This is a genomic window from Streptomyces sp. NRRL S-244 (assembly GCF_000717915.1).
Lineage (GTDB): Bacteria > Actinomycetota > Actinomycetes > Streptomycetales > Streptomycetaceae > Streptomyces.
In genome coordinates, this window is record NZ_JOCX01000002.1 from 1 (window position 1) to 26938 (window position 26938).

Sequence of the window (26938 nt, forward strand, 5' to 3'; positions counted from 1 at the left end):
CCCCGAATCCGCCCCCGAACCCGCCGCCCCCGCCCCGGCCGCCGCCCAGGATCTCGCCCAGGATGATCCCGCCGAGGACCGCGCCGCCCATGCCCCCGCGCTGCTGCCGCTGCCCGCCGTACGGGTTCTCGTACGCCCGTACGTCCTGCTCCGCCAACTCCTGTGCCTGCCGCGCCAGCCCGTCCGCCCGCTGCGCCTCCGCCAGCGCGCCCGCCGGGTCCGAGCCCGCCAGGGCCGCCGCCCGCTCCATGTGCCGCTGCGCCTCCGCGAGCCGGGTACGGGCCTGGCTGCCGACCGCGCCCCGGCTGGTGGTGACGTAGTCCGTCGCCGCGCCGATCGCGCTGCGCGCCGAGAGCATCGCCTGGTCCAGCAGGGCGGCCGCCCGCCGGCTCCCCGTCTCGCGCTCCCGGGCCCCGGCCAGCGCCTCGTCGAGGACGGCATCGGCCTCCTCCACCCGGCGCAGGGCGTCGATCGGGTCGTACCGGCCGGCCGCCTGCTCCCGCCGTACGTCCGCCAGGACCGCCTCCGCCCGGCCGATCCGGCCGCGCAGGTCCGCCGTCGAGGCCCCCTCCGCGGTGCCGGTCAGCAGGCCGCGCGCATCCGCGAGGTCGGTGTCCGTCTCCGTGAGCGCCCCGGGCAGCTTCCCCGCCGCCTCCGCCAGCTCCTGCGCCCGCCGCTCCACCGCGTCGACCAGCGTCGCCGCCTGGTCCACCGCGCCCTCGGCGGCCCGTACGTGCACGGCCGCCTTCCCGCTGTCGCCGCCGTCGATCGCCGCCCGCGCCTCGCCGAGGCTGGTCGTCGCGAACAGCAGCCGGTCCTCGGCCTGTTCGGCGTTGGAGGCCACCGGCGCGGCCGCCGAGTCCGCGTAGCGCCCGGCCAGCGCGGTCAGCGTCGCCCGGGCCGTCGTCGTACGGCCCGTCAGCGCGCGGAAGTGCGCCTCCACCGTGGCGAGCGCCTGCGGGGCGTTCTTCTCCAGGTCCCGCAGCCGGTCGAAGTCCGCCGACTCGGCGTCGAGCCGCCGGTTCGCCTCGGTGCAGCGGGCCACGATCTCGTCCAGCATCCGCCGCCGCGTCGGATCGTCCTCGGGGTACGCGTCGTCGAGCTGCTGGCGCAGCCGGAACGCGGCCGTCAGCTCGCTCTGCGCGAAGGCCACGGCCGCGGTGAAGGTGCCCACCGCCTCGTCGCCGAACTGCGCGGACGCGAAGCCGAGCTCCTCGTTGCTCGTACGGATCGCGTCGTCGGTCTCCACCAGCAGGGTCTTGGTCTTGGCGTCCAGTTCGGGCAGCGGGAGCGCGGTCGTGGTCGCGGGCTGCTCGCCCCAGCCCGTGGTCTTGCCGGAGCCGCCGCCCCGGCCGCCCCCGCGCTTGCGGCGGCTGTACGCGTACGCCCCGAGGGCGCCCGCCGCGCCGACGACGACCACCGGGAGCACGTAGTCCCCGGCCCCGCCGTCCTCCTCCGCGCCGCCGCCGGGGTTCGCCACGCCGGGCGTGATGGCCGGCGACGGTACGGGCTTCCCGTCGAGCACGGCCCCGTACCCGTCGGCGGCGCCGATCGCCGCGCCCGCCCAGTCGTTCTGCTTCAGCGCGGGCTCGATGGCCGTGCGGGCGACGTCCGCGAGCTGCGCCGCGGTGAAACCGGAGTCGACATCGGCCGAATAGGCGTACTGGCGGGCCCCGGTCGCCACCGCCAGCAGCACGTCGTCCTGGCCCAGGCCGTTCTTCTGCGCGGTGGCGTCCGCCCAGCTCTGCGCGGAACGCCCGGAGAAATCGTGCACGTACGTCACGAAGAGCTGGATCCGGTGGCCGGCGTACAGCCTGTCCAGCGCGGTGGTGACGGCGGCCGTCCGGTCGCCGAGGGCGCCCACGCGGTCGGTGATCTGCCCCTGCCCGGACAGCGTGACGGGATCCTCGGCCCGGGCGGCCGGCGCCCCGGCCACCCCCCAGCCGCCGAGCCCCAGCAGCGCGGCGGCCAGGACGAGCCCGGCCCGTACGGATATCCCGGCGGTGGTGCGTCGCTTCGACCTGCTCCTGGGCGGCATCACATTTGGGAGGGTATGGGCGGATCGTCCGCTCCGCACCCGCGCCGCACCCGGGACCGTCCCCGCACGACCCCGCCGCCCGGGGCAGGCGGCGAGGGCGGCGGGGGCCGGGTCAGGGCAAGGCCCGAGCCGAGAGGCTGGGGCGGGAGACGACGAGGTGGTCGGCGACCAGGAGGACTTCGTCGAGGGTGAGGGTGAGCGTGAGGTCCTCCCACAGGCGGCGGCGCTTGCCCGTCGCCGGGTCCAGGACTGCGATGAACAGGTCCTCCGGCCCGATCAGCCTCCAGCGGCGGCCGCCACCGGAGGCCTTCACGTAGAGCCCGCCCGGCCGGCGGCCCAGCAGTTCGAGCGCGCACACCGTGCCCTCGCGCCGCGTCAGCGACCGTTGCCAGCGCAGCGCCCCCGTCCGCGCGTCGAGTGCGAACACCAGGTCCGCGCGCTGCTGCGGGCGGTACGCCGCCGCGTACACGGTGTCGCCCTCGATCAGCAGCCGCTCCGCCGGATCGCCCAGCCTGAACCGCCACATTTCCCGGCCGGTGTCGCGTTCCAGCGCGAGGAGGTGGTCCCCGTCCAGGACGTGGACGGGCTGGCCCTGGACGGCGCGGACGGCGGGCCGGTCCCGGCGCCGTGACCACACCTGCCGCCCGTTCGCCAGGTCCAGCGCCTGGAACTCCCGGTCGTCCGCGAGGACCAGACGGTCGCCCACCGCGGCGAGCGACCGGGTGGCGGTGTCCCGCACGGCGCGCCGCCACAGGATCTCGCCCGTCGCCGCCCGCAGCGCGGTCAGGTCGCCCGGCGCCCCGTGCACCAGCACCGGCCCCGCGGTCCGCAGCGGCCGCTCCTGTGGCAGGTCCCGCCACCACCGCACCCGCCCGTCGTGCGGCTCGCGCGCCACGACCCGTACGCCCGGCTCGCCGTCCCGGCGTACGTTGACGTACACGGTGGCGGCGTCCGCCACGCAGGACACCAGAACCCGCCCGGCCCCGGGCAGCGGCGGCGCGGCCGTGCCCTCGTCGGCGTACGCCGTCCAGCGGGTCGTGCCCGTGTCGGCCCGTACGCAGCCCACCTCGATCCCCGACCGCCACACCACGTGCGCCCCGGCGGCACAGAGGGCGTCGGGCCGCGCGCTCGTGTGCCAGGCGCGGGTCCCGGGAGCCGCGGGCGGGAGCGACGACGGCGCCACGGACCCCTGGCCCACGCGTCGGACGTGCGCCCCGGGGGCCACCGCGGGCCCCGAGTCCGGGCCGCCCAGGGCCGTCGTGCCGGGCGGCGGAGGGGTTCCCGCGCCGTCGGCCGCCTCCGCCAGCCAGGGCATCCGGTCCGTCGGCAGGCACTCCCGCGCGGCACGGGCCAGCGCGCGGGCCCGTGGCCCCGGGTCGGGCAGGCTGCGGGCGGCGTACGCGTGCTCCCGCGCCGCCGCCGGGTCCAGCGGCGGCAGGGCCGCCCGCCGGACGTGGGCCCGGGCCTCGGCCAGCGCGGACAGGGCGTGGCCGGCCTTCTCGTCGGCGGCCTCTTCCGGGCGGTGGCTCAGCAGGGCGGCCGCCTGGGTGCGCAGCTGTTCGGACGTTGCGACCCGCCCCTGTCCGGCGTGGTGCGCCGCCTCCTCGCGCAGCCAGGCGGCCCGTTCCTCCAGGAACCGCGGAAGCTCCTCCTCGGCCTGCTCCAGCGCCAGGGCCCCGCCCGCCGCGTCCCCGGCCCCGGCGCGGTCGCGCGCCACCTGACACAGCGCCAGCAGCCGGGCCCCGGCGGAGCCGATCCGCTCGCTCAGGCGCAGGGCGCTCTCCAGGTCCCGCGGGGCGACGGCCAGCACCGTGTCGTACGTGGCGGCCGCGCGCTGGCCCGGGTCCTGGATCCGGGTCAGCCGCTGCTCGGCCTCCTCGGGCCGCTCCGCGGCGAGGGCCGCCTCGATCCGGGCGCGGAGCCCGCCGGGGGCCGGGCGCCCGCCGAGGTGGTACCCGGCGATCTGGGAGGCCTGCCCGGGGGCCACCTTGACCAGCTCCTCCGCCAGTGCGCGCAGCGGACCCTCCCGCCGGGAGCCGGGCACCGTGAACAGCGCCTGCTGCGCATCGGTCAGCAGCCGCCGGGCCCGCGCCGGGGCGTGCGGGGCGGTGGCCCGGGCCAGCGCCGTCAGCAGCCGGGCCACGCGGGCCCCGTCGCCGCCACCGTCGGACCACGCCGCGCTCTCGGCGTCGGCCAGCAGCCGGGCCGCCAGGTCCGCGTCGAAGCGGGCCGCGGCGTCGGCGGCGATGGCCAGCACCTCGACGCGGGCGTCGTCGCCACCCGGCAGCTCCCGCAGCGCGTCCTCCGCCTCGACGAGCAGCCCCCGTACGAACTCACGCACCCCGGAACCCACACCGTCGCCCGCCCCGGAAGCGACCGCCACCCCGGCTTCCGCCCCGGCTTCCACCCCGGACACCGCCCCGGCTTCCACCCCGGACACCGCCCCGGCCTCCGACCCGGCCACCGCCCCGGCTTCCGCCCCGGCTTCCGCTCCGGACACCGCCCCGGACACCGGCCCCGGCCCCCGGCCGGTCGGGGTGTACGCCGTCCCCGGGCCGTCCCCGTCCTCGTCCCCGCGAAGGCCGTGCAGCGCCCGGAGGGCCTTGCCCACCGCCTCCGCCGACTCCGGCCGGTCCGCCGGGTCCTTCGCCAGCAGAGCCAGCACCAGCCGGTCCAGCTCGGCCGGAACCGGCGTCCCCGCCTCGCGCAGCGGGAGCGGCGCCTCGGCGACGTGCCGGTGCATCAGGACGTACGGCCCCTCGGTCTGCCCGAACGGGGGCGCCCCGCTCACCAGCGCGTACAGCACGCACCCCAGCGCGTACAGATCGCACCGCGGGCCCACCCGCTCGCCCCGCCACTGCTCCGGCGCCATGTACGCGGGGGTGCCGATGATCCGGCCCGTGACCGTCCAGCCCGCCGTCGCGTCCGCGGAGTGCGCGATGCCGAAGTCGCATATCTTGATCCGCCGGCCCGGCAGCAGGAACAGGTTGCCCGGCTTCAGGTCCCGGTGGACCACGGCCTGTCCGTGCGCGACGGCCAGCGCCTCCGCCGTCTGCGCGGCCAGCTCCACCGCGAGGTCCACGGCGAGCCTGCCGTCCCGCGCCAGCACCGTGGCCAGGTCCTCGCCGGAGAGGAGCTCCATCACGATGAACAGCCGCCCGTCCTGCTGCCCCACGTCGTGCACCACGGTGATCCCGGGGTGCTGGAGCCGTGCCCCGATCGTGGCCTCGCGCCTGAACCGCGCGACCACCTCGTCGTTCGTGGCCGCCTCCAGCAGCACCTTGACCGCCACGGACCGGTCCAGCATCAGGTCGTGCCCGCGCCACACCTCGCCCATGCCGCCCTGGCCGAGCCGCTGCTCCAGCCGGTACCGGCCGGCCAGTTCGTCCCCCACCCGCACCGCAGAGCCCCCTGACATCACGTCATGCGACGTTTTCCCAGGGGGCATTGTGTCCTGCGAAGTGAACGGCCGGGGGTGCTACAGATCAGCGCGCCTGCGGATCTTGTTGCCCAGCCACACCAGCGGGTCGTACTTGCGGTCCACCGCCCGCTCCTTCAGCGGGATCAGCGCGTTGTCGGTGATCTTGATGCCCTCCGGGCAGACCTCCGTACAGCACTTGGTGATGTTGCAGTAGCCGAGCCCGTGCTCCTCCTGAGCCGTGCGCTTGCGGTCCAGGCCCGCCTCGGCCGCCGCGTCCAGCGGGTGCATGTCCAGCTCCGCCACCCGCATCAGGAAGCGGGGACCGGCGAAGGCGGGCTTGTTCTCCTCGTGGTCGCGCACCACGTGACAGGTGTCCTGGCACAGGAAGCACTCGATGCACTTCCGGAACTCCTGTGAGCGGTCCACGTCCACCTGCTGCATCCGGTACGCGCCCGGAGCCACCCCCTCCGGCGGCACGAAGGCGGGCACCTCGCGCGCCTTCTGATAGTTGAACGACACGTCCGTCACCAGGTCCCGGACGACCGGGAAGGCGCGCAGCGGCGTGACCGTGATCGTCTCGGACCGTTCGAAGGTGGACATGCGCGTCATGCACATCAGCCGCGGCCGGCCGTTGATCTCCGCACTGCACGAACCGCACTTGCCCGCCTTGCAGTTCCAGCGCACCGCGAGGTCCGAGGCCTGCGTGGCCTGCAGCCGGTGGACGATGTCCAGGACCACCTCGCCGTCGTGCACCTCGACGGTGAAGTCCCGCAGTTCCCCGCCTTCCGCGTCGCCCCGCCAGATCCGGAAGCTCGCGTCGTACGTACTCATTCGTACAGCTCCTCTTCGGCGAGGTACTTGACCAGCTCTTCCTTCTCGAAGAGCGCGAGCAGGTCGGGGCGGATGGGTTCGGTTCGGGTCCGGACGAGGGAGATCCGGTCGGCGGCCGGATCCTGCGGCGCCGGCTCCACCGGACGGCACAGCAGGTTCACCGGGCGCCAGGTGCGCTCCATCGACGGGCAGTCCTCCCGGGTGTGCCCGCCGCGGCTCTCGGTCCGCTCCAGGGCCGCGCGGGCCACGCACTCGCTGACCAGCAGCATGTTCCGCAGGTCCAGGGCGAGGTGCCAGCCCGGGTTGAACTGCCGGTGCCCCTCGACGCCGGCCCGGGCCGCCCGTACGCGCAGACCCGCCAGCCTCTCCAGGGCCTCGGCCATCTCGCCCTCGCGGCGGATGATCCCGACCAGGTCGTTCATGGTCGTCTGGAGCTCCTGGTGGAGCGTGTACGGGTTCTCCGCGCCCTCGGCGGCGTGGAACGGGGCCAGCGCCTCCGCCGCTGCCGCGTCGATCTCCGCCTGGGAGACCGCGGGCGGCGCCCCGGCGAGGCCGTCGGCGTACTCGGCCGCGTGCAGTCCGGCCCGCCGGCCGAACACCAGCAGGTCGGAGAGGGAGTTCCCGCCGAGCCGGTTCGAGCCGTGCATGCCGCCCGCGACCTCGCCGGCCGCGAACAGGCCGGGGACCCCGACGGTGGCGGCGGTGTCGGAGTCCACCGCGATCCCGCCCATCACGTAGTGGCAGGTCGGGCCGACCTCCATCGGCTCGGCGGTGATGTCCACGTCCGCCAGCTCCTTGAACTGGTGGTACATGGAGGGCAGCCGCCGCTTGATCCGCTCGGCCGGCATCCGGGTGGACACGTCGAGGAACACCCCGCCGTGCGGGGAGCCGCGGCCCGCCTTGACCTCGGAGTTGATGGCCCGGGCCACCTCGTCGCGGGGGAGCAGCTCGGGCGGGCGCCGGTTGTGGTCCGGGTCCTCGTACCAGCGGTCGCCCTCTTCCTCGGACTCCGCGTACTTCTCCTTGAAGACGTCCGGGACGTAGTCGAACATGAACCGCTTGCCCTCGCTGTTGCGCAGCACCCCGCCGTCGCCGCGCACCGACTCGGTGACGAGGATGCCCTTGACCGAGGGCGGCCAGACCATGCCGGTCGGGTGGAACTGCACGAACTCCATGTTCAGCAGAGGCGCCCCGGCGAGCAGGGCCAGCGCGTGGCCGTCGCCGGTGTACTCCCAGGAGTTGGACGTGGTCTTGAAGGACTTGCCGATCCCGCCCGTGGCCAGGACCACCGCCGGGGCCTCCAGGACGAAGAACCGGCCGGACTCGCGCTCGTAGCAGAAGGCCCCCGAGACCCTCTGCCCGTCCTTGGAACCGCGGTCCTTCAACACCCTGGTGACCGTGCACTCCTGGAAGACCTTGAGGCGGGCCTCGTAGTCCCCGAACTCCTTGAAGTCCTCCTGCTGGAGCTGGACGATCTTCTGCTGGAGGGTGCGGATCAGCTCCAGGCCGGTCCGGTCGCCCACGTGCGCGAGGCGCGGGTACTCGTGGCCGCCGAAGTTGCGCTGGGAGATCTTCCCGTCGGGCGTGCGGTCGAAGAGCGCGCCCCAGGTCTCCAGCTCCCAGACCCGGTCGGGAGCCTCCTTCGCGTGGAGTTCCGCCATCCGCCACTGGTTCAGGAACTTCCCGCCGCGCATGGTGTCGCGGAAGTGCACCTGCCAGTTGTCGCCCTCGTTGACGTTGCCCATGGAGGCGGCGATCCCGCCCTCCGCCATCACCGTATGGGCCTTGCCGAACAGGGACTTGCAGATCACGGCCGTGCGCTTGCCCCGCTCGCGGGCCTCGATCGCGGCCCGCAGTCCGGCGCCGCCCGCACCGACCACGACCACGTCCCACTGCTGCCGGTCGACTTGAGCCATCTCAGAAGAACCTCGGATCGGTGAAGGTGCCACTGGCCAGCAGGTACACGTAGAAGTCGCACAGGGCGACGCTGATCAGGGAGGCCCACGCGAGCTGCATGTGGCGGGTGTTGAGCCTGCTGACCCAGCCCCACAGCCGGTAGCGCACCGGGTGCTTGGAGAAGTGGCGCAGGCGGCCGCCCATGATGTGCCGGCAGGAGTGGCAGGAGAGCGTATAGGCCCAGATCAGCGCGATGTTGACGAGGAACAGCAGCGTCCCGAGACCCATGTGGCCCCACTCGTACCGGTCGTTGCGGAACGTCAGCACCGTGTCGTACGTGAGGATGCCCGCGACCGGCAGCGCCGCGTAGAAGAAGTACCGGTGGATGTTCTGGAGGATCAGCGGGAAGCGCGTCTCGCCGGTGTACTTCGCGTGCGGCTCGGCGACGGCGCAGGCGGGCGGCGAGGCCCAGAAGCCGCGGTAGTACGCCTTGCGGTAGTAGTAGCAGGTCAGCCGGAAGCCGAGCGGGAAGACCAGGATCAGCAGGGCGGGGGACAGGCCCCACCAGCTGCCGAACAGGTCCAGGTTCGGGCCGCCGCGCATCTCCTGGCAGTTCTCCGCGAGACACGGGGAATAGAACGGGGACACGTACGGGGCCGCGTAGTAGTCGGCGTTCGCGAAGGCCCGCCAGGTCGAGTAGACGATGAAGGCGAGCAGCCCGGCCGCGGTGACGGCGGGGGCCAGCCACCACCGGTCGGTGCGCAGGTGCCGGGCGGGGATCGCGGCCCGGGAGGCGTCGTGGACGCCGGTCAGCTGCCGGGGTGGTTCCGTGCCTGTGGCCAAAGGGGACTCCGGGTGGAGTGATGAGGGGTGACCCACGAGGCCCAGCCGCGGACGGCTGGGCCGGGTGGGGTGCTGGGCTGTGCGGGGGTGCGGTCGCGCGGGTGCACCGGTGCATTGGTGCGGTGCGGTGCGCGGGTGCGCCCGCCGGGTCAGGGTGCCCGGCGGTCGCGGGCGCCGAGACCCTCGTCGTCGACGTCCTTCCACAGCGAGCTGTCGTACGGGGCGTCCGGGACGGAGACCATCCCCTCCTGCCGTGGGGCCCGAGAGGTGGCCGGAGACTGCCGGGCGATGTCCTGCTCCAGCCGTTCCACCGAGCGGACCAGCTCGTTCAGGTTGCGTCGTACGGCGGTCAAATCGTCTTGCAGGGACATGACTTGCCCTCACTTCCGCTGGTTGCGGTGGCAACGCTCATGTGCGCCTGCGAGTGTCGCGCCTCCCGTCCCCGGTTGTGAAGGGACGTGCAGCGATTGCGGGCGCGCAGGCGCAATCTGTGCGCCCCTCCCTGCTCCCAGTCTGGTCCCTCTTACGAGCGAACGCCCGTCCGCGGCGCAAGCCGGATTGGTCCGCACGGGTGGGGTTCGCGGCGTGGCGAGGGTCGGCTGCGAGAGGTGCGGCGAGCTGTGGATTTCAGTGTGTTGCGGCACCCAGTGTGATCAGCTCCATATACCGCCAAACGTGATCAAGCTGCCCCCTTTCACGCCCCGCCCCGGAGGTACCACCCATGTCCCAGAGAAGGCGCAGGTCCTTGGCGCTCCTGACCTCGGGAGTCCTCGCACTGCCGCTGCTCGCGGGCTGCGGCTCTGGTGACGACGAGGGCGGCCCGGTGGCCGCCGGACAGGACATCGCGGCGACGGCCCGAGACAAGGTCGCCGACGGCGGCGTGCTGCGCTGGGCCGTGGACTCCCTCCCGGACACCCTGAACACCTTCCAGGCCGACGCGGACGCCACCACGACCCGGATCGCCGGGGCGGTGCTGCCGCAGCTGTTCGTCCTCGACGACAAGGGCCGGCCGGTCGCCAACCCGGACTACCTGGAGAAGGCCGAGGTCGTCGAGCGCGAGCCCAAGCAGGTCGTCCTGTACAAGCTGAACCAGCAGGCGGTGTGGAGCGACGGCCGCGAGATCGGCGCCGCCGACTTCGTGGCGCAGTGGCGGGCCCTGAACGGCAAGGACTCGGCGTACTGGACGGCCCGCAACGCCGGGTACGACCGGATCGAGAAGATCGAGCGCGGCAAGACCGACCTGGAGGTCAAGGTCACCTTCACCAAGCCGTACACCGACTGGCGCTCCCTCTTCTCGCCGCTCTACCCCAAGCAGGTCACCGGCACCCCGGACGCCTTCAACGAGGGCGCCCGCGGCACCATCAAGGTCACCGCCGGGCCGTTCAACCTCGGGGCCATCGACAAGAAGACCGGCACCGCCGCCCTGACCCGCAACGCCCGCTGGTGGGGCCGGCCGGCCAAGCTGGACTCGCTGGTCCTGACCGCGGTGCCCCGCGCCGAGCGCCCCGCGGCGCTGGCCGCGGGCAAGGTGGACCTGGCGGAGATCGACCGCGCGGGCGCCGACCGGATCGCGCTGGCCCACCGGGACGCGGCGCGCAGCCCGGGCCCGGGCGGGGCCCCGGCGCACGGACCGGGCGCGGCGATGACCCCGGCGCAGGCCACCCTGTCGTGGGCGATCGCGTACGGCTCCGACGAGGGCAAGGCGGCGACGGAGCGCGAGACCCGGGCGCAGAACGCCGAGGCGGCCACGAAGTACGCGGACGAGCAGTCGGCCCTGCGCTCCTTCATGGTCCGCAAGTCCCTGGAGCCGGCCTACACGCAGCTCGCCATGAACGGGGCCTCCGGCCCGCTGGCCGACGAGCGGGTCCGGCGGGCGGTGGCCCGGGCCCTGGACCGCAAGGAATTGGCCGAGATCGTACTGAAGCCCCTGGGCCTCCCGGCGAAGCCGGTCGGCAGCCACGTGGCACTGGCGGGGCAGCGGGCGTACGCCGACAACAGCGACGCGCTCGGTGGCAAGGACCTCCAGGCGTCCCAGGCCCTGCTCGCGGACGCGGGCTGGCGCCGGGGCGGCAAGCTCACCGAGCCGGAGGGCGCGAAGGCCGGACCGGAGGGGGAGGAGGGCCAGGACGACTCGAAGACCCCCTCGGGCCCGGGCACCGGCAACGACGGCCTGTACATCGTGGGCGAGACCGACGGGCGCAACGGGGACAGCCTGGAGCGGGGCATCCCGGTGGTGGAGTCCGCGATCAAGACGGGTGGGGAAACGTCTCCCCAGGGCGAGCGGGGCGAGCGGATCGACCCGTCGGGCCAGGAGGGCGAGGCCGCCGACCCGGGTGCCGTGGACGACGACAAGCGCGGTCCCGCCCGCGACGGCGAGGCGCCCGGTCCCGGCAAGGCCGCCAGCGCCTCCCCGGCGCCGGCCCCGGCCAAGCAGGTCCGCAACTCCGGAAACATGCTCGCCAAGGACGGCAAGGCCCTCAACCTGCGCTTCGTCCTCCCGGCCGGACCCGGCTCGGAGGCCCTGCGCACGGTCGGCGAGCGGATCGCCCAGATGCTCAAGAAGGTCGGCGTGAACACCGAGGTGACCAAGGTCGCCGACGAGAGCTTCTTCAAGGACCACATCGCCTCGGGCCAGTACGACCTGGCCCTCTATTCCTGGCCGGCGACGGCCTACCCGGCCACCGACGCCCGCCCGATCTTCGCCAAGCCGGAGCCGGCCGCCGACGGCTCGCTCCTCGTCGAACAGAACTACACCCGCGTCGGCACCGACCACATCGACCAGCTCTTCGACCAGGCGCTCGGCGAGCTGGACGAGGAGGCCTCGCGCGAGCTGATGCGCAAGGCGGACGCCCGGATCTGGGCCGCCGCCGGGTCCATCCCGCTCTTCCAGCGCCCCGAGCTGGTGGCCGCCAAGCCGAGCCTGGCCAATGCCGGCGCCTTCGGCCTCGGCACCCCCCGCTTCCAGGACATCGGCTGGAAGAAGCCGCCGGCCGCGAAGGAAGAGCCGAAGAAGAAGAAGTGACAAAACGGGGCCTGACGGGTTGAGGTTCGGCTCCCAAGCTCAGATGTGACTCAAGTCGCTTGCCCGCCGGTTCTCCGGCGGGCAAGGTCGTTCCATACCCGTTGACCCGCGGCAATACCCGCAGTACCCACGGCCGGGAACCCCCCACCCCGTACCCGGCCCTCCTCAGCCTTCCGGCCTCTTGACAGACCCCCCGGCGGGCGGTTCCCGCCACGCGACGTACGATGGGGTAAGGCCGTGGCAGGTTTTCCGCCCGGTCGAGGCGCGCGTGCCGGACCGTACGCGCCGCCATCCACGATCCCGGGAGAAGCGCCGAAGTGCCCACGCGCCACGACATCCGTAACGTCGCCATCGTCGCCCACGTCGACCATGGCAAGACGACCATCGTCGATGCCATGCTCAAGCAGGCCGGTGCCTTCGCCGCCCACCAGCACCTCGACGACCGCATGATGGACTCGAACGACCTGGAGCGTGAGAAGGGCATCACGATCCTCGCCAAGAACACGGCGGTGAAGTATCACCCCAAGGACGGCGGGGCCCCGATCACGATCAACATCATCGACACCCCCGGCCACGCCGACTTCGGTGGCGAGGTCGAGCGCGGTCTGTCGATGGTCGACGCCGTCGTCCTGCTGGTGGACGCCTCCGAGGGTCCGCTGCCCCAGACCCGCTTCGTCCTGCGCAAGGCCCTGCAGGCGAAGATGCCGGTCATCCTGTGCATCAACAAGACGGACCGCCCGGACTCCCGGATCGACGACGTCGTCAACGAGACGTACGACCTCTTCCTGGACCTGGACGCGACCGAGGAGCAGATCGAGTTCCCGATCGTCTACGCCTGCGGCCGTGACGGCATCGCCTCGCTGACCAAGCCGGAGGACGGCACCGTCCCCGCGGACAGCGACAGCCTGGAGCCGTTCTTCTCCACCATCCTGGAGCACGTCCCCGCCCCGGTGTACGACGAGGAGGCCCCCCTCCAGGCCCACGTCACCAACCTGGACGCCGACAACTTCCTCGGCCGCATCGCGCTGCTCCGCGTCGAGCAGGGCGAGCTGCGCAAGGGCCAGACCGTCGCGTGGATCAAGCGTGACGGCAGCATGTCCAACGTCCGCATCACCGAGCTGATGATGACCGAGGCGCTCACCCGCAAGCCGGCCGAGGTGGCGGGCCCGGGTGACATCTGCGCGGTCGCCGGCATCCCCGACATCATGATCGGCGAGACCCTGGCCGACCCGGAGAACCCGATCGCGCTTCCGCTGATCTCGGTCGACGAGCCGGCGATCTCCATGACCATCGGTACGAACACCTCGCCGCTGGTCGGCCGCGGCGGCACGGGCAAGGGCGCGGACGCGAAGTCCGCGGTCAAGGACCGCAAGGTCACCGCCCGCCAGGTCAAGGACCGCCTCGACCGCGAGCTGGTCGGCAACGTCTCGCTGCGCGTCCTCGACACCGAGCGTCCCGACGCCTGGGAGGTCCAGGGCCGCGGTGAGCTCGCGCTCGCCATCCTGGTCGAGCAGATGCGCCGCGAGGGCTTCGAGCTGACCATCGGCAAGCCGCAGGTCGTCACGCAGGAGATCGACGGCAAGGTCCACGAGCCGGTCGAGCGCATGACGATCGACGTGCCCGAGGAGCACATGGGTGCGGTCACGCAGCTCATGGGCATCCGCAAGGGCCGCATGGACAACATGTCGAACCACGGCTCCGGCTGGGTCCGCATGGAGTTCGTCGTCCCGTCGCGCGGCCTCATCGGCTTCCGCACGGAGTTCCTGACCAACACCCGCGGTACGGGTATCGCGCACTCGATCCACGAGGGCCACGAGCCGTGGTTCGGCCAGCTGGTCACCCGCAACAACGGTTCGCTGGTCGCCGACCGCGCCGGTGCGGTCACGCCGTTCGCGATGATCAACCTGCAGGAGCGCGGCGTCCTGTTCACCGACCCCGGCACCGAGGTGTACGAGGGCATGATCGTCGGCGAGAACTCGCGCTCCGACGACATGGACGTGAACATCACCAAGGAGAAGAAGCTCACCAACATGCGTGCGGCTTCCGCGGACAACACGGAGAACGTGGTTCCGCCCCGCAAGCTCTCCCTGGAGCAGTCCCTGGAGTTCTGCCGCGACGACGAGTGCGTCGAGGTGACCCCGGAGGCCGTCCGCATCCGCAAGGTCGTCCTGGACCAGAAGGAGCGCTCGCGCACCGCGTCGCGCGCCAAGTCCGCGAAGTAGCGGCAAGTCGGCCCGGCCGGGCCGCCGTTCCACCGGCAACCCCTTCACCACGGTTTCGTGGGGGAGGGGTTGTTGGCGTTTGTCAACCGGATTATTGCGTTCCCGTGTCCACGGTGTCCGTATACCGACCGTGACGCTCCGGAAGATGAACTAACAGTCCGTTTCGCACGTGTCTGTCTCCTATCCGTTTGTCCGGATTTCGGGTTTTCGCCATGCGGTGATGTTGTGAAAACGAGACCAGTTAAGTGTGGTTTACGGTCAAGCCGTCCCTGAGGATGGCTCCATTGAGCTCGGGTCAATGGGTCACACGCTGTGGGGAGCGTCGACTCACGAGCACACTCGGGGCACTGTTCAACTCGCCGTCAGGGGTGTCGGCGAAACGTCCATGTGTCCCGCACATCAAACAGTGGACTCATGAGGAGGAAACCCATGCGCGGTGCCAAGAGCGCCAAGTGGGTAGCGGGCGCGATTGTCGTCGCCCTGGCTGCGACCGCCTGCGGTGGCAACGACAAGGGCGACGCCGCCGGCAAGGGTGAAGTTGACCCGAACGGCATCTACTCCGTCGAGGTGGGCGAGCCCGAGAAGCTCCTCCAGCCGGCCGACACGATGGAGTCCAACGGCTCGATCGTCATGTCCGGGCTGTTCTCGCAGCTCGTCGACTACGACGCCGACGGCAAGCTCGTCATGGTGAACGCCGAGTCGGTGGACTCCAAGGACAGCAAGCTCTGGACCGTCAAGCTCAAGCCGGGCTGGACCTTCCACGACGGCACCAAGGTGACCGCCGAGTCCTACGTCAAGGCCTGGAACTGGGCCGCGAACATCAACAACAAGCAGGGCAACGCGTCCTGGTTCGCGGACATCAAGGGCTTCGAGGCGCTCCACCCCGAGGCCGAGGGCGCCAAGCCCACCGCCGAGGCGCTGGAGGGTCTGAAGGTCGTCGACGAGAACACCTTCACCATCGAGCTCGCCAACGCCGTTCCGTACTTCGCGTACAAGCTCGGCTACGAGGTCTTCTCCCCGCTGCCCGAGTCCTTCTACAAGGACCCGAAGGCCGCCGGCGAGAAGCCGGTCGGCAACGGCCCGTACAAGTTCAAGTCGTGGGAGCACAAGAAGCAGATCGAGCTCACCCGCTTCGACGACTACAAGGGCGAGAACAAGGCCAAGAACGGTGGCGTGATTCTCAAGAACTACTCCACCCTCGAGACCGCCTACGAGGACCTGAAGTCGGGCAACGTCGACGTCCTGCGTCAGATCGGTCCGAAGGACCTCCCGGTCTACCGCAACGACCTCGGTGCCCGCGCCGTGGACCAGGCCTACTCGGCCGTCCAGACCCTGGCCATCGCGTTCTACGCCGACCAGTGGAAGACCCCGAAGCCGGTCGACCCCAAGGTCATCCAGGGTCTGTCGATGGCGATCGACCGTGACACCATCACCAAGACGGTGCTCCAGGGCACCCGCGAGCCGGCCACGGGCTGGGTCGCCAAGGGCGTCCTCGGCTACACGCCGAACGCCACCGGTGACGTCACCAAGTTCAACCCGGCCAAGGCCAAGGAGCTCATCACCGCCGGTGGTGGCGTTCCGAACAACGAGATCTCCATCCAGTTCAACTCGGACGGCGGTCACAAGGAATGGGTCGACGCTGTCTGCAACAGCATCACCCAGGCCACCGGCGTCAAGTGCACCGGCGACGCCAAGCCGGACTTCCAGGCCGACCTCCAGGCCCGTAAGTCCAAGCAGGTCAAGTCGATCTACCGCTCCGGCTGGGTCCTCGACTACCCGGTGAACGCCAACTTCATCAGCGACCTGTTCCGTACGGGCGCGGGCGGCAACCAGGGTGGCTTCTCCAACGCCGACCTGGACGCCAAGATCGCCGCGGCGGACACCGCTCCGTCGCTCGACGAGTCGGTGAAGGCGTACCAGCAGGTCGAGAAGGACCTGGTGAACTACATGCCGTCGATCCCGCTCTGGTACTACAAGGTCAACGCGGGCTTCTCGGAGAAGGTCCAGAACGTGAAGTACGCCCAGGACGGCGACCCGATCCTCGAAGGCGTCGAGGTCAAGAAGTAAGTCCCACAGCGTAATTCCGCTCGACGGATGTGGGCCGGCGGGGAGCCGGCCCGCATCCGGGCCTAAATGCAGAGCCCGGGGGGCCCTTTCGCGACGCAGTGACGGTTCCGTCACGTGCGTGCGTGGCGAAAGGGCCCGTCCGGCTGCCTCTGCCGCATCTTCTACGGAGGCATGATGGGGCGCTATGTCGCACGACGACTGCTCCAGATGATCCCGGTCTTCTTCGGGACGACCCTGCTCATCTTCTTTATGGTCTACAGCCTGCCCGGCGACCCCGTGGCCGGACTCTTCGGCGACAAGGGCACAGACCCCGCCACGCTGGCCGCACTCCGGCACGAGCACGGTCTGGACCTGCCGATCCTGCAGCAGTACTGGAACTACATCTCGGACATCCTGTTCCACTTCGACTTCGGCAAGCAGATCCGAAGCGGACGTGAGATCACGGACGTCCTCGGTAGCGCCTTCCCGGTCACGCTCCGCCTGGCCCTCCTGGCGTTCGCCATCGAGATGGTCGTGGGCCTCGGCCTCGGCATCGTCGCCGGCCTCAAGGCCGGCAAGCTGGCGGACAACCTGGTCCTGATCCTGACGCTGCTGATCATCTCGATGCCGGTCTTCGTGCTCGGCTTCATCATCAAGACGGTGTTCGCCTTCCAGCTCGGCTGGATCGAACCCAACGTCAGCAACAACGAGACGTGGGGCGAACTGCTGACGCCGGCCATCGTGCTCGGCTCGCTGTCCCTCGCCTATGTGGCCCGCCTGACCCGCACGTCGATGGCCGAGAACCTGCGCGCCGACTACGTGCGCACCGCCGTCGCCAAGGGCCTCCCGAAGCGCCGCGTCATCGGTGTGCACCTGATGCGCAACTCGATGATCCCCGTCGTGACCTTCCTGGGTACCGACATCGGCGCCCTCATGGGCGGCGCCGTCGTCACCGAGGGCATCTTCAACGTCAAGGGCGTCGGTGGTCTGATCTACGACTCGATCATCCGCCGCGAAGGCCTCACCGTCGTCGGTGTCGTCACCGTCCTCGTCGTGGTCTACCTCGTCGCCAGCCTTCTCGTCGACCTCCTCTACGCGGTCCTGGACCCGAGGATCCGGTATGCCTGACATGACCAAGACCGAAGCCCTTTCGACCGAGGGCGCTCTCGCCCCCGTCGACGCGATCGCACCCGTCACCCACGAGAAGCCCCGCAGTCTGTGGGGCGACGCCTGGGCCGACCTGCGTCGCAACCCGTACTTCCTCGTGTCGTCGGTGCTGATCTTCCTGCTCCTGCTGATCGCCGCCTTCCCGGGCCTGTTCACCAGCGCCGACCCCACCAAGGGCGACCTGGTGCACCACTTCCTGACCAAGCCGGAGCTGGGCCAGATAGGTTCGCCCGACTGGTTCGGGTACGACGGCCAGGGCCGCAGCGTGTACGCCCGCCTGATCTACGGCACCCGCGCCTCGATCATCGTCGCCGTCGCCGTGACGCTGATCGTGACCGTCGTCGGCTCGATCACGGGCATGATCTCCGGCTACTTCGGTGGCATCACGGACGCGATCATCTCCCGCATCACCGACATCTTCTTCGGCATCCCGTTCCTGCTCGGCTCGATGGTCGTCCTCCAGGCCTTCACCAAGCGCACGGTGTGGACGGTCGTCTTCGCCCTGGCCTTCCTGGGCTGGACGCAGATCACCCGCGTCATGCGCGGTTCGGTCATCACCGTGAAGCAGGCCGACTACGTGCACGCCGCGAAGGCGCTGGGCGCCGGCACGACCCGGATCCTGTTCCGGCACGTCCTGCCGAACGCCATGGCTCCCGTGATCGTGGTGTCCACGATCGCGCTGGGCGGCTACGTCGGCGCCGAGGCGACCCTGTCCTACCTGGGTCTGGGCCTCGCGTCCCCGACCATCTCGTGGGGTGTGGACATCTCGGCCGGTGCCGCTCAGATCCGCGTGGCCGAGCACATCCTGCTCTACCCGTCGATCATGCTCAGCGTGACCGTGCTCGCCTTCATCATGCTCGGCGAAGCGGTCCGCAACGCCCTCGACCCCAAGCTGCGCTGAGGAGGGCGTACGTGATCACCATGGACAACACCAGCACTGTTCCCTCCCCGCGTGACGGGAACCCGCAGAGCCCGCTCCTCGAAGTGCGCGACCTGCACGTCGAGTTCCACACCCGCGACGGCGTGGCCAAGGCCGTCAACGGCGTCAACTACAGCGTGAGCGCCGGCGAGACCCTCGCCGTCCTCGGCGAGTCCGGCTCGGGCAAGTCCGTGACGGCGCAGGCCATCATGGGCATCCTCGACATGCCGCCCGGCAAGATCCCGCAGGGCGAGATCTTCTTCCGTGGCCAGGACATGCTCAAGATGAGCTTCGAGGAGCGGCGCAAGCTGCGCGGCCGGAAGATCGCCATGATCTTCCAGGACGCGCTCTCCTCGCTGAACCCGGTGCTCACCGTCGGCTACCAGCTGGGCGAGATGTTCCGCGTCCACCAGGGCCTGTCGAAGAAGGAAGCCCGCCTCAAGGCCATCGAGCTGATGGACAAGGTCAAGATCCCGGCGGCGAAGGAGCGTGTGGACGACTACCCGCACCACTTCTCCGGCGGTATGCGCCAGCGCATCATGATCGCCATGGCGATCGCGCTGGAGCCGGACCTGATCATCGCCGACGAGCCGACCACGGCCCTCGACGTGACCGTCCAGGCCCAGGTCATGGACCTGCTCGCGGAGCTCCAGCGCGAGCTCAACATGGGCCTGATCCTGATCACCCACGACCTCGGCGTCGTCGCCGACGTCGCGGACAAGATCGCGGTCATGTACGCCGGCCGGATCGTCGAGACGGCCCCGGTGCACGAGATCTACAAGCGCCCGGCGCACCCGTACACCCGCGGTCTGCTGGACTCGATCCCGCGCCTGGACCAGAAGGGCCAGGACCTCTTCGCGATCAAGGGCCTGCCGCCCAACCTCCTGCGGCTGCCGACCGGCTGCTCGTTCAACCCGCGCTGCACCGTCGCGCAGGACATCTGCCGTACCGACGTGCCCCTGCTCCAGGTGGTCAGCGAGCAGGACGGCTCCGAGCTGCCCGGCCGCGCCAGCGCCTGCCACTTCTGGAAGGAGCAGCTCCATGGCTGAGCTCACCAAGAACGCCCCCGAGCGCGAGCCGATCCTCCAGGTCCGCAACCTGGTCAAGCACTTCCCGCTGACCCAGGGCATCCTGTTCAAGAAGCAGGTCGGCGCGGTCAAGGCCGTCGACGGCGTCAGCTTCGACCTGTACCAGGGCGAGACGCTGGGCATCGTCGGCGAGTCCGGCTGTGGCAAGTCCACCGTCGCCAAGCTGCTGATGAACCTGGAGCGGGCCACCGCGGGCGAGGTCTTCTACAAGGGCCAGGACATCACCAAGCTGTCCGGGCGCGCGCTGAAGGCCGTCCGCCGCAACATCCAGATGGTGTTCCAGGACCCGTACACCTCGCTGAACCCGCGCATGACGGTCGGCGACATCATCGGGGAGACCTACGAGATCCACCCCGAGGTGGCTCCCAAGGGCGACCGGCGCCGCAAGGTCCAGGAGCTCCTGGACGTCGTGGGCCTCAACCCGGAGTACATCAACCGCTACCCGCACCAGTTCTCCGGCGGCCAGCGCCAGCGCATCGGCATCGCCCGCGGCCTCGCGCTCAACCCGGAGATCATCATCTGCGACGAGCCGGTCTCCGCGCTCGACGTGTCGGTGCAGGCGCAGGTCATCAACCTGATGGAGAAGCTGCAGGAGGAGTTCAACCTCTCCTACATCTTCATCGCGCACGACCTCTCGATCGTCCGGCACATCTCGGACCGCGTGGGCGTCATGTACCTGGGCAAGCTGGCCGAGATCGGCACCGACGCCCAGATCTACGACCACCCGACGCACCCGTACACCCAGGCGCTGCTGTCGGCCGTCCCGGTCCCGGACCCGGAGGCGCGCGAGGGCCGCGAGCGGATCATCCTCACCGGTGACGTCCCCTCCCCGGCCAACCCGCCGTCGGGCTGCCGCTTCCGCACCCGCTGCTGGAAGGCCGAGGAGCGCTGCTCCACGGAGGAGCCGGTGCTGGCGATCCCGACGCGCTTCCAGGGCGTGAACTCCCTGGCCGCGCACGAGTCGGCGTGCCACTTCGCGGAGGAGAAGGCCGTCCTGGCCGTCTGATCCCGCCGGAAACCGTACGGGGCCCAGCCGATCCCGGCTGGGCCCCGTACGGTTTTCCCGCCCACCGAAAGCGACTCCCGAGGAGGCAACCACCCATGCGCACAGCGAGCGCCCAGTGGATCGTCGGTGCCGTCGTCGTGGCGATGGCCGCCACGGCGTGCGGCCCCGGCGAGGACGCGAAGGCCGGCAGGACCGGCGGGCACATCACCGTGGTCCTCGGCGAGCCGCAGCACGGGCTGGTGGGGCAGGAGACCGCCGAGACCGAGGGGGCCGAAGTCCTCCACGCGCTGTTCACGGGCCTGGTCGCGTACGACACCAAGACCAACGAGCCCAAGCTGGCGATCGCCGAGTCCGTCGACACCACGGACTCGAAGACCTGGACGATCAGGATCAAGGACGGGTACACCTTCCACAACGGCGAGAAGGTCGACGCACAGTCCTTCGTCCGGGCCTGGAACTGGGGTGCCAACCAGGAGAACACCGCCGAGTCGATGGGCTTCTTCTCGAAGATCGAGGGCTCGCAGGAGCTGGCCCCGGGCAAGGGCAGGACGCCCACCGCCAAGGAGCTGAGCGGCCTGCGGGTCATCGACGACAGGACCTTCACCGTCACCCTGAAGGCACCGTTCTCGCAGTTCAGGACCATGCTGGGGTACGACGCCTTCTACCCGCTGCCCAAGGCGTTCGAGGCCGACCCGAAGGGGTTCGGCGAGGCCCCGATCGGGAATGGCCCGTTCCGCATGGACGGCACGTGGGAGCACCACAAGCAGATCAAGGTCAAGAAGTACGACAAGTACCCGGCCGAGGGCCGCGCCAAGCTCGACGCCGTGACCTTCAAGATCTACGACAACCTGGACACCGCCTACAACGACCTGCACAAGAACGCCCTGCAGATCACCGACAAGCTGCCGGTCTCCGCGCTCGCCACCGTCTCCGAGGAGTTCGGCGACCGCTACATCTACAAGCCGGAAGCCTCCGTCGGCTACCTCGGCTTCCCGCTGGAGGCCAACCCCGAGGCCTTCGGCAAGGCCGATATCCGCAAGGCGATCTCGATGGCCATCGACCGCGAGGCCATCTCGAAGAAAGTCTTCCAGGGCACCCGCAAACCGGCCGACGACTTCATCAGCCCGATCGTCCCCGGCTACCGCAGGGGAGCCCTGGGCGAGGCCGGTACGTACAACCCGACCAAGGCGAAGGCACTGTTCCAGCAGGCCGGCGGCATACCGGGCAACAGGCTGGAGCTCGGCTACAACGAAGACGGCGGCCACAAGGAGTGGATCGAGGCCGTCGCCGCGCAGCTGAAGGCGAACCTCGGCATCGAGGTGACCGCCAAGCAGTACCAGAGCTCCGCCGCCCTGATCGACGACGTGAAGTCGCAGAAGTTCAAGGGCGCCTTCCGCATGGGCTGGGCCATGGACTACCCGGCGGCCGAGAACTACCTGCGCCCGGTCTTCTCCAAGGAGGCCATCGCGAACGGCTCCAACTTCGGGCGCTACGGCAACGACGAGTTCGAGGCCGTCCTCGCCGCGGCCGACCGGGCGACCGACCCGGCCGAGAGCCTGAAGCTCTACCAGCAGGCCGACGACATCGTCATCAGGGACCTCCCGTACATCCCCGTCTTCACCTACATGTCGGCGGTGGCCTACTCCAAGACCGTGAAGAACGTCGGGGTCGACGCACAGGGCCGCATGGACCTGGCGCACGTCGAGCTCAACTGACACACCGCCGGGGGCCGCGCCGAAAGTGAGTTGCGGGGGCGCCGCCGACGGGCGGACAGTGGGCGGGTGACCGCGACACCGTACGCCCGCCGGAGCCGGAGCACGCTGACCGTACGGCCCGCCGGGCCCGGGGACGCGTCCGACATCTGCGCCCTGCTCAACGCCGTCGACCTCATCGAGATCGGCAGACCGGAGAGCGACCTCGCCGCCGTCGAGGCCGACCTCCACCACCCCGACACCGACCTGGCCAAGGACTCCTGGCTGGCCTTCGAGGGGGGCCGGCTCGTGGCCTACGCCCAGGTGTGGGCCGACTCCGGGCCCGGCAGGGTCGACTCCGAGCACTACGTGCTGCCCGGCCACCGCGAAGCCGCCGTCCGGCTGCTGGAGCTGATGGAGATCCGGGCCCGCGAGCTCACCGCCGGGGCGGGGAACGCCGTCTTGAGGCTCCAGCTCAACGTGAAGCCCGTCCTCGACGCCGACGTGCTGCCCGGCCGCGGCTACCGGTCCGTACGCCGCTACCAGGTGATGACCCGGGCGCTGTCCCCCGCCGCCGACCTGCCGCCCGCCCCTCCCGGGGGACTCGTCCTGCGCGACTGCGCCGCCGACGAGGCCGACCGCCGCCGGGTCCACGCCCTGGTCGAGGAGACCTTCTCCGCCCACTTCGGCCATGTGCACCGCCCGTACGAGGCGTGGCTGGACCACCTCGGCGCCCGCACCCTCGACTGGTCGCTGGTCTGGATCGCGAGCCTGCCCGGCGCCGGAGACGTGGGCGTCCTGCTGACCCGCGACGACCGCACCAGCATGGCCTGGCTGGGCCACCTCGGCGTCCGCGCCGACCTGCGCGGCCGCGGCATCGGCGGCTTCCTGCTGCGCCACGCCTTCGCCGCCTACGCGGCCCGCGGGCGGGACACCCTGGGCCTCGGCGTGGACACCCGCAACGCGACCGGCGCGCTCGCGCTGTACGAGGCGCACGGCATGACCCTGCACTACGCGGTGGACACCTGGGAGCTGAGTTTGCACTCGGGCGGGTGACAGGCGCGGGACGCGAGGGTGCAATCGGTCCAACCACGACCGATCCGGCCCCCACATAGGGTGACATTGGGCCCTAAGTGAGTCTTGGGAGCCAAGGAGGCACTCCATGCGCGGAGCCACCCACGCCAAGTGGGCCGCATGTGCGATGGCCGTCGCCCTCGCGGCGACGGCCTGCGGCGGTAGCGACAGCGGCGGAGGCGGCGGTGGCGCGGGAATCGTCAGCTCCTCCTGGGGTGACCCGCAGAACCCTCTGGAGCCGGCCAACACCAACGAGGTGCAGGGCGGCAAGGTCCTCGACATGATCTTCCGGGGCCTCAAGCGGTACGACCCGAAGACCGGCGCGGCCGAGAACATGCTCGCCGAAAAGATCGAGACGACCGACAGCCAGAACTTCACCGTCACGCTGAAGGACGGCTGGAAGTTCAGCAACGACGAGGCGGTCACCGCGCAGTCCTTCGTGGACGCCTGGAACTACGGCGCGGACGTGCGCAACAAGCAGAACAACTCGCCGTTCTTCTCCAACATCGTCGGCTACGAGGACGTCCACCCCGCCTCCGGTGAGCCCAAGGCCAAGACGATGTCCGGACTGGTCGTCAAGAACCCCAAGACCTTCACCGTTGCCCTGAAGAACAAGTTCTCCACCTGGCCCGAGACCCTCGGCTACCAGGCCTTCTCCCCGCTGCCCAAGGCCTTCTTCACCGACCACGCCGGCTGGCTGAACAAGCCGATCGGCAACGGACCGTACACGGTGGACTCGTACACCAAGGGCACCGGCATGAAGCTGCGCACCTGGGACGGCTACCCGGGCGAGGACAAGGCGCAGAACAGCGGCGTCGACCTCAAGGTCTACACCGACAACAACACCGCCTACACGGACCTGATCTCCGGCAACCTCGACCTCGTCGACGACATCCCCGCGCAGCAGCTGAAGAACGTCAAGAACGACCTCGGTGACCGGTACATCAACCAGCCGGCCCTCATCATCCAGACCCTCACCTTCCCGCTGTACGACCCGCAGTGGAGCAAGGAGGGCATGGAGAACGTCCGCCGCGGCATCTCCATGGCGATCAACCGCGACGAGATCACCAAGCAGATCTTCCGCGAGACCCGCACCCCGGCCAAGGACTGGACCTCGCCGGCCCTCGGCGAGAAGGGCGGCTTCAACGCCACGCTCTGCGGCGACGCCTGCAAGTACGACCCGGCCGCGGCCAAGAAGCTCATCCAGGACGCCGGCGGGCTCCCCGGCGGCAAGGTCACGCTGACGTCCAACGTGGACACCGGCTCGCACCGCGACTGGATGGACGCCGTCTGCAACAGCATCAACAACGCGATCGGCGAGGGCCCGGTCTGCACGGTCAACCCGATCGGCACCTTCGCCGACTTCCGCAACCAGCAGAGCTCCTTCAAGCTGACCGGCCCCTTCCGCTCCGGCTGGCAGGCTGACTACCCGCTGATCCAGAACTTCCTCCAGCCGCTCTACTACACCGGCGCCTCCTCCAACTACGGGAAGTTCAGCAACCCGGAGTTCGACAAGCTCGTCGACGAGGCCAACCAGGAGAGCGACGCGGCCAAGGCCATCGCGAAGTTCCAGGACTCCGAGAAGATCCTCGCCGCGCAGATGCCCTCCATCCCGCTCTGGTACCAGAACGGCAGCGCGGGCTACGCCGAGCGGCTCACGGACGTGGCGCTCAACCAGTTCAGCGTCCCCGTCTACAACGAGATCAAGGTCAGCTGACCCCCAGTCGGATCGATCCTGGAGCAGTCCATGGGACGTTACGTGATCCGGCGGCTGCTCCAGATGATCCCGGTGTTCATCGGCAGCACGTTCCTGATCTTCTTCATGGTGTACGCGCTCGGCGACCCGGTCGCCGCCCTCTTCGGCGACAAGGCGCCCGACCCCGCCACCGCCGCGCGCATCCGCAAGGACCTCTACCTCGACCGGCCCCTGTGGGAGCAGTACCTCCACTACATGGGCCAGATCTTCCAGGGCGACTTCGGCACGGCCTTCAACGGCCAGCCCGTCACCGAGCTGATGGCCTCGGCCTTCCCCGTCACCCTGCGCCTGACCGTCGTCGCGATCTTCTTCGAGATCGTCATCGGCATCACCCTCGGCGTGGTCAGCGGGCTGCGCCGCGGCAAGTCCGTCGACACCTCCGTACTGGTGCTCACCCTCGTGGTCATCTCCGTGCCGACGTTCGTGACGGGCTATCTGCTCCAGTACCTCTTCGGCGTCAAATGGGGCTGGGTCCGGCCCACCGTCTCCCCGGACGCCCCCCTCAACGAGCTGATCCTGCCCGGCATCGTGCTCGCGCTGGTCTCCCTCGCGTACGTCACCCGGCTCTCGCGCACCTCCATCGCCGAGAACGTCAAGGCCGACTACGTGCGCACCGCCGTCGCCAAGGGCCTCCCGCGGCGCCGCGTCGTCACCCGCCACCTGCTGCGCAACTCGCTCATCCCCGTCGTCACCTTCATCGGCACCGACATCGGCGCCCTGATGGGCGGCGCCATCGTCACCGAGCGGATCTTCAACATCCACGGCGTCGGATACCAGCTCTACCAGGGCATCCTGCGCAACAACTCCCCGACGGTGGTCGGCTTCGTGACCATCCTCGTCATCGTCTTCCTGCTGGCGAACCTGCTCGTCGACCTGCTCTACGCGGTCCTGGACCCGAGGATCCGTTATGCCTGAGCCCAGCGAGCCCGCCTACGACCCACTGGAACCCGGAAAGGGGGAGGCCATCGCCCCCACCGGCCAGGGCGGTCCCATGGATCTCGCGCTCGACGAGGCCGAGAGCCTGGAGAAGCCGCTCGGCGACGCGCCCACCGGTCCCCAGGAGAGGGCCCGCTCCCTGTGGTCCGACGCCTGGCACCAACTGCGCCGCAACCCCGTCTTCATCATCTCCTCGCTGATGATCCTGTTCCTCGTGATCATCGCGATCTGGCCGCAGCTCATCGCCGGCGGCGACCCGCTCCAGTGCGACCTGTCCAAGTCCCAGCAGGGTTCCTCGCCCGGCCACCCCTTCGGTTACGACACCCAGGGCTGCGACGTCTACACCCGCACCGTCTACGGAGCCCGCGCCTCCATCACCGTCGGCGTCTGCGCCACCCTCGGCGCGACCCTGCTCGGCGCGGTGCTCGGCGGGCTCGCCGGGTTCTTCGGCGGCTGGGGCGACTCGCTGCTCTCCCGGGTCGCGGACATCTTCTTCGGCATCCCCGTCGTCCTCGGCGGCCTGGTCTTCCTCTCCGTGGTCACCAGCACCACCGTCTGGCCGGTCGTCGGCTTCATCGTGCTCCTCGGCTGGCCGCAGATCGCCCGCATCGGCCGCGGCTCCGTCATCACCGCCAAACAGAACGACTACGTCCAGGCCGCCCGGGCCCTCGGCGCCGGCAACGGCCGGATGCTGCTGCGGCACGTGGCGCCCAACGCCATCGCCCCCGTCATCGTCGTCGCCACCATCGCCCTGGGCACGTACATCGCCCTGGAGGCCACCCTGTCCTTCCTCGGCGTCGGCCTGCGCCCGCCCACCGTCTCCTGGGGCATCGACATCTCCAACGCGGCCTCGCAGATCCGCAACGCCCCGCACATGCTGCTCTGGCCCGCGGGCGCGCTGAGCCTGACCGTGCTCGCGTTCATCATGCTCGGCGACGCGGCCCGCGACGCCCTCGACCCCAAACTGCGCTGAGGAGTGGGC

General features: G+C 70.5%; 18 protein-coding genes. 12 read left to right on the plus strand and 6 right to left on the minus strand.

Annotated features, from left to right (window positions below):
- The 6 genes from IF02_RS0102265 to IF02_RS0102295 all read right to left on the minus strand — a co-directional run.
- The coding region (locus IF02_RS0102265; RefSeq protein WP_051695540.1) for a TPM domain-containing protein at nucleotides 1–2038 on the minus strand (2038 nt) is incomplete at its 3' end.
- Nucleotides 2039–2150: 112 nt separating this feature from the next.
- Entirely contained in the window at nucleotides 2151–5456 is a 3306-nt protein-coding gene (locus IF02_RS35865; RefSeq protein WP_158708437.1) for a protein kinase domain-containing protein, read from the minus strand.
- A gap of 60 nt (nucleotides 5457–5516) precedes the next feature.
- Entirely contained in the window at nucleotides 5517–6290 is a 774-nt protein-coding gene (locus IF02_RS0102280; RefSeq protein ID WP_030153366.1) for a succinate dehydrogenase/fumarate reductase iron-sulfur subunit, read from the minus strand.
- Complete coding sequence (locus IF02_RS0102285) at nucleotides 6287–8206, minus strand: fumarate reductase/succinate dehydrogenase flavoprotein subunit (protein ID WP_030153368.1); 1920 nt, start codon at nucleotides 8204–8206, stop codon at nucleotides 6287–6289. The genes IF02_RS0102280 and IF02_RS0102285 overlap by 4 nt, the downstream gene beginning before the upstream one ends.
- A 1-nt stretch (nucleotide 8207) precedes the next feature.
- A complete protein-coding gene (locus tag IF02_RS0102290) occupies nucleotides 8208–9029 on the minus strand; it encodes a hypothetical protein (RefSeq protein WP_030153370.1) in 822 nt (273 codons plus the stop codon).
- A 149-nt stretch (nucleotides 9030–9178) separates the two neighbouring features.
- On the minus strand, nucleotides 9179–9400 hold the full coding sequence (locus tag IF02_RS0102295) for a hypothetical protein (protein ID WP_030153372.1): 222 nt from the start codon (nucleotides 9398–9400) through the stop codon (nucleotides 9179–9181).
- A 350-nt stretch (nucleotides 9401–9750) separates the two neighbouring features.
- Between IF02_RS0102295 and IF02_RS0102300 the strand changes: the two genes are divergently transcribed.
- The 12 genes from IF02_RS0102300 (at nucleotide 9751) to IF02_RS0102355 (ending at nucleotide 26929) form a co-directional block, all read left to right on the plus strand.
- Nucleotides 9751–12051: an ABC transporter family substrate-binding protein gene (locus IF02_RS0102300; protein ID WP_030153374.1), complete on the plus strand. Its 2301-nt coding sequence runs from the start codon at nucleotides 9751–9753 to the stop codon at nucleotides 12049–12051.
- Between the two features lie 317 nt (nucleotides 12052–12368).
- Entirely contained in the window at nucleotides 12369–14273 is a 1905-nt protein-coding gene (gene typA / locus IF02_RS0102305) for a translational GTPase TypA (protein WP_030153376.1), read from the plus strand.
- Between the two features lie 429 nt (nucleotides 14274–14702).
- On the plus strand, nucleotides 14703–16340 hold the full coding sequence (locus IF02_RS0102310) for a peptide ABC transporter substrate-binding protein (RefSeq protein WP_030153379.1): 1638 nt from the start codon (nucleotides 14703–14705) through the stop codon (nucleotides 16338–16340).
- Nucleotides 16341–16514: 174 nt separating this feature from the next.
- The gene (locus IF02_RS0102315; RefSeq protein WP_030153381.1) at nucleotides 16515–17447 is read left to right on the plus strand and encodes an ABC transporter permease; all 933 of its coding nucleotides are present in this window, start codon (nucleotides 16515–16517) and stop codon (nucleotides 17445–17447) included.
- Nucleotides 17440–18387: an ABC transporter permease gene (locus IF02_RS0102320; RefSeq protein WP_030153382.1), complete on the plus strand. Its 948-nt coding sequence runs from the start codon at nucleotides 17440–17442 to the stop codon at nucleotides 18385–18387. The genes IF02_RS0102315 and IF02_RS0102320 overlap by 8 nt, the downstream gene beginning before the upstream one ends.
- Before the next feature lie 20 nt (nucleotides 18388–18407).
- Nucleotides 18408–19454 (plus strand): ABC transporter ATP-binding protein, encoded by a 1047-nt coding sequence (locus tag IF02_RS0102325; RefSeq protein WP_420708086.1) that lies wholly within the window; start codon nucleotides 18408–18410, stop codon nucleotides 19452–19454.
- Nucleotides 19447–20499, plus strand: a complete 1053-nt coding sequence (locus IF02_RS0102330) for an ABC transporter ATP-binding protein (RefSeq protein ID WP_030153387.1) — start codon at nucleotides 19447–19449, stop codon at nucleotides 20497–20499. Before IF02_RS0102325 ends, IF02_RS0102330 begins: the two co-directional genes overlap by 8 nt.
- 95 nt (nucleotides 20500–20594) lie before the next feature.
- Nucleotides 20595–22214: a peptide ABC transporter substrate-binding protein gene (locus IF02_RS0102335; RefSeq protein ID WP_030153389.1), complete on the plus strand. Its 1620-nt coding sequence runs from the start codon at nucleotides 20595–20597 to the stop codon at nucleotides 22212–22214.
- Nucleotides 22215–22280: 66 nt separating this feature from the next.
- On the plus strand, nucleotides 22281–23246 hold the full coding sequence (locus tag IF02_RS0102340; protein ID WP_078621821.1) for a GNAT family N-acetyltransferase: 966 nt from the start codon (nucleotides 22281–22283) through the stop codon (nucleotides 23244–23246).
- A gap of 106 nt (nucleotides 23247–23352) precedes the next feature.
- The gene (locus IF02_RS0102345; protein WP_030153392.1) at nucleotides 23353–24981 is read left to right on the plus strand and encodes a peptide ABC transporter substrate-binding protein; all 1629 of its coding nucleotides are present in this window, start codon (nucleotides 23353–23355) and stop codon (nucleotides 24979–24981) included.
- 30 nt (nucleotides 24982–25011) lie between these two features.
- A complete protein-coding gene (locus IF02_RS0102350; RefSeq protein WP_030153394.1) occupies nucleotides 25012–25935 on the plus strand; it encodes an ABC transporter permease in 924 nt (307 codons plus the stop codon).
- Nucleotides 25928–26929: an ABC transporter permease gene (locus IF02_RS0102355; protein WP_051695547.1), complete on the plus strand. Its 1002-nt coding sequence runs from the start codon at nucleotides 25928–25930 to the stop codon at nucleotides 26927–26929. The genes IF02_RS0102350 and IF02_RS0102355 overlap by 8 nt, the downstream gene beginning before the upstream one ends.
- Nucleotides 26930–26938 lie beyond the last annotated feature (9 nt).

Excerpts from the sequence above, each read along its gene's own strand:
- IF02_RS0102355 (WP_051695547.1), top strand. The coding sequence starts at position 25,928 with ATGCCTGAGCCCAGCGAGCCCGCCTACGACCCACTGGAACCCGGAAAG.
- IF02_RS0102335 (WP_030153389.1), top strand. The coding sequence starts at position 20,595 with ATGCGCACAGCGAGCGCCCAGTGGATCGTCGGTGCCGTCGTCGTGGCG.
- IF02_RS0102320 (WP_030153382.1), top strand. The coding sequence starts at position 17,440 with ATGCCTGACATGACCAAGACCGAAGCCCTTTCGACCGAGGGCGCTCTC.
- IF02_RS0102350 (WP_030153394.1), top strand. The coding sequence starts at position 25,012 with ATGGGACGTTACGTGATCCGGCGGCTGCTCCAGATGATCCCGGTGTTC.
- IF02_RS0102295 (WP_030153372.1), bottom strand. The coding sequence starts at position 9,400 with ATGTCCCTGCAAGACGATTTGACCGCCGTACGACGCAACCTGAACGAG.
- IF02_RS0102315 (WP_030153381.1), top strand. The coding sequence starts at position 16,515 with ATGGGGCGCTATGTCGCACGACGACTGCTCCAGATGATCCCGGTCTTC.
- IF02_RS0102310 (WP_030153379.1), top strand. The coding sequence starts at position 14,703 with ATGCGCGGTGCCAAGAGCGCCAAGTGGGTAGCGGGCGCGATTGTCGTC.
- IF02_RS0102345 (WP_030153392.1), top strand. The coding sequence starts at position 23,353 with ATGCGCGGAGCCACCCACGCCAAGTGGGCCGCATGTGCGATGGCCGTC.
- IF02_RS35865 (WP_158708437.1), bottom strand. The coding sequence starts at position 5,456 with ATGTCAGGGGGCTCTGCGGTGCGGGTGGGGGACGAACTGGCCGGCCGG.
- IF02_RS0102330 (WP_030153387.1), top strand. The coding sequence starts at position 19,447 with ATGGCTGAGCTCACCAAGAACGCCCCCGAGCGCGAGCCGATCCTCCAG.
- IF02_RS0102300 (WP_030153374.1), top strand. The coding sequence starts at position 9,751 with ATGTCCCAGAGAAGGCGCAGGTCCTTGGCGCTCCTGACCTCGGGAGTC.
- IF02_RS0102285 (WP_030153368.1), bottom strand. The coding sequence starts at position 8,206 with ATGGCTCAAGTCGACCGGCAGCAGTGGGACGTGGTCGTGGTCGGTGCG.
- IF02_RS0102325 (WP_420708086.1), top strand. The coding sequence starts at position 18,408 with ATGGACAACACCAGCACTGTTCCCTCCCCGCGTGACGGGAACCCGCAG.
- IF02_RS0102280 (WP_030153366.1), bottom strand. The coding sequence starts at position 6,290 with ATGAGTACGTACGACGCGAGCTTCCGGATCTGGCGGGGCGACGCGGAA.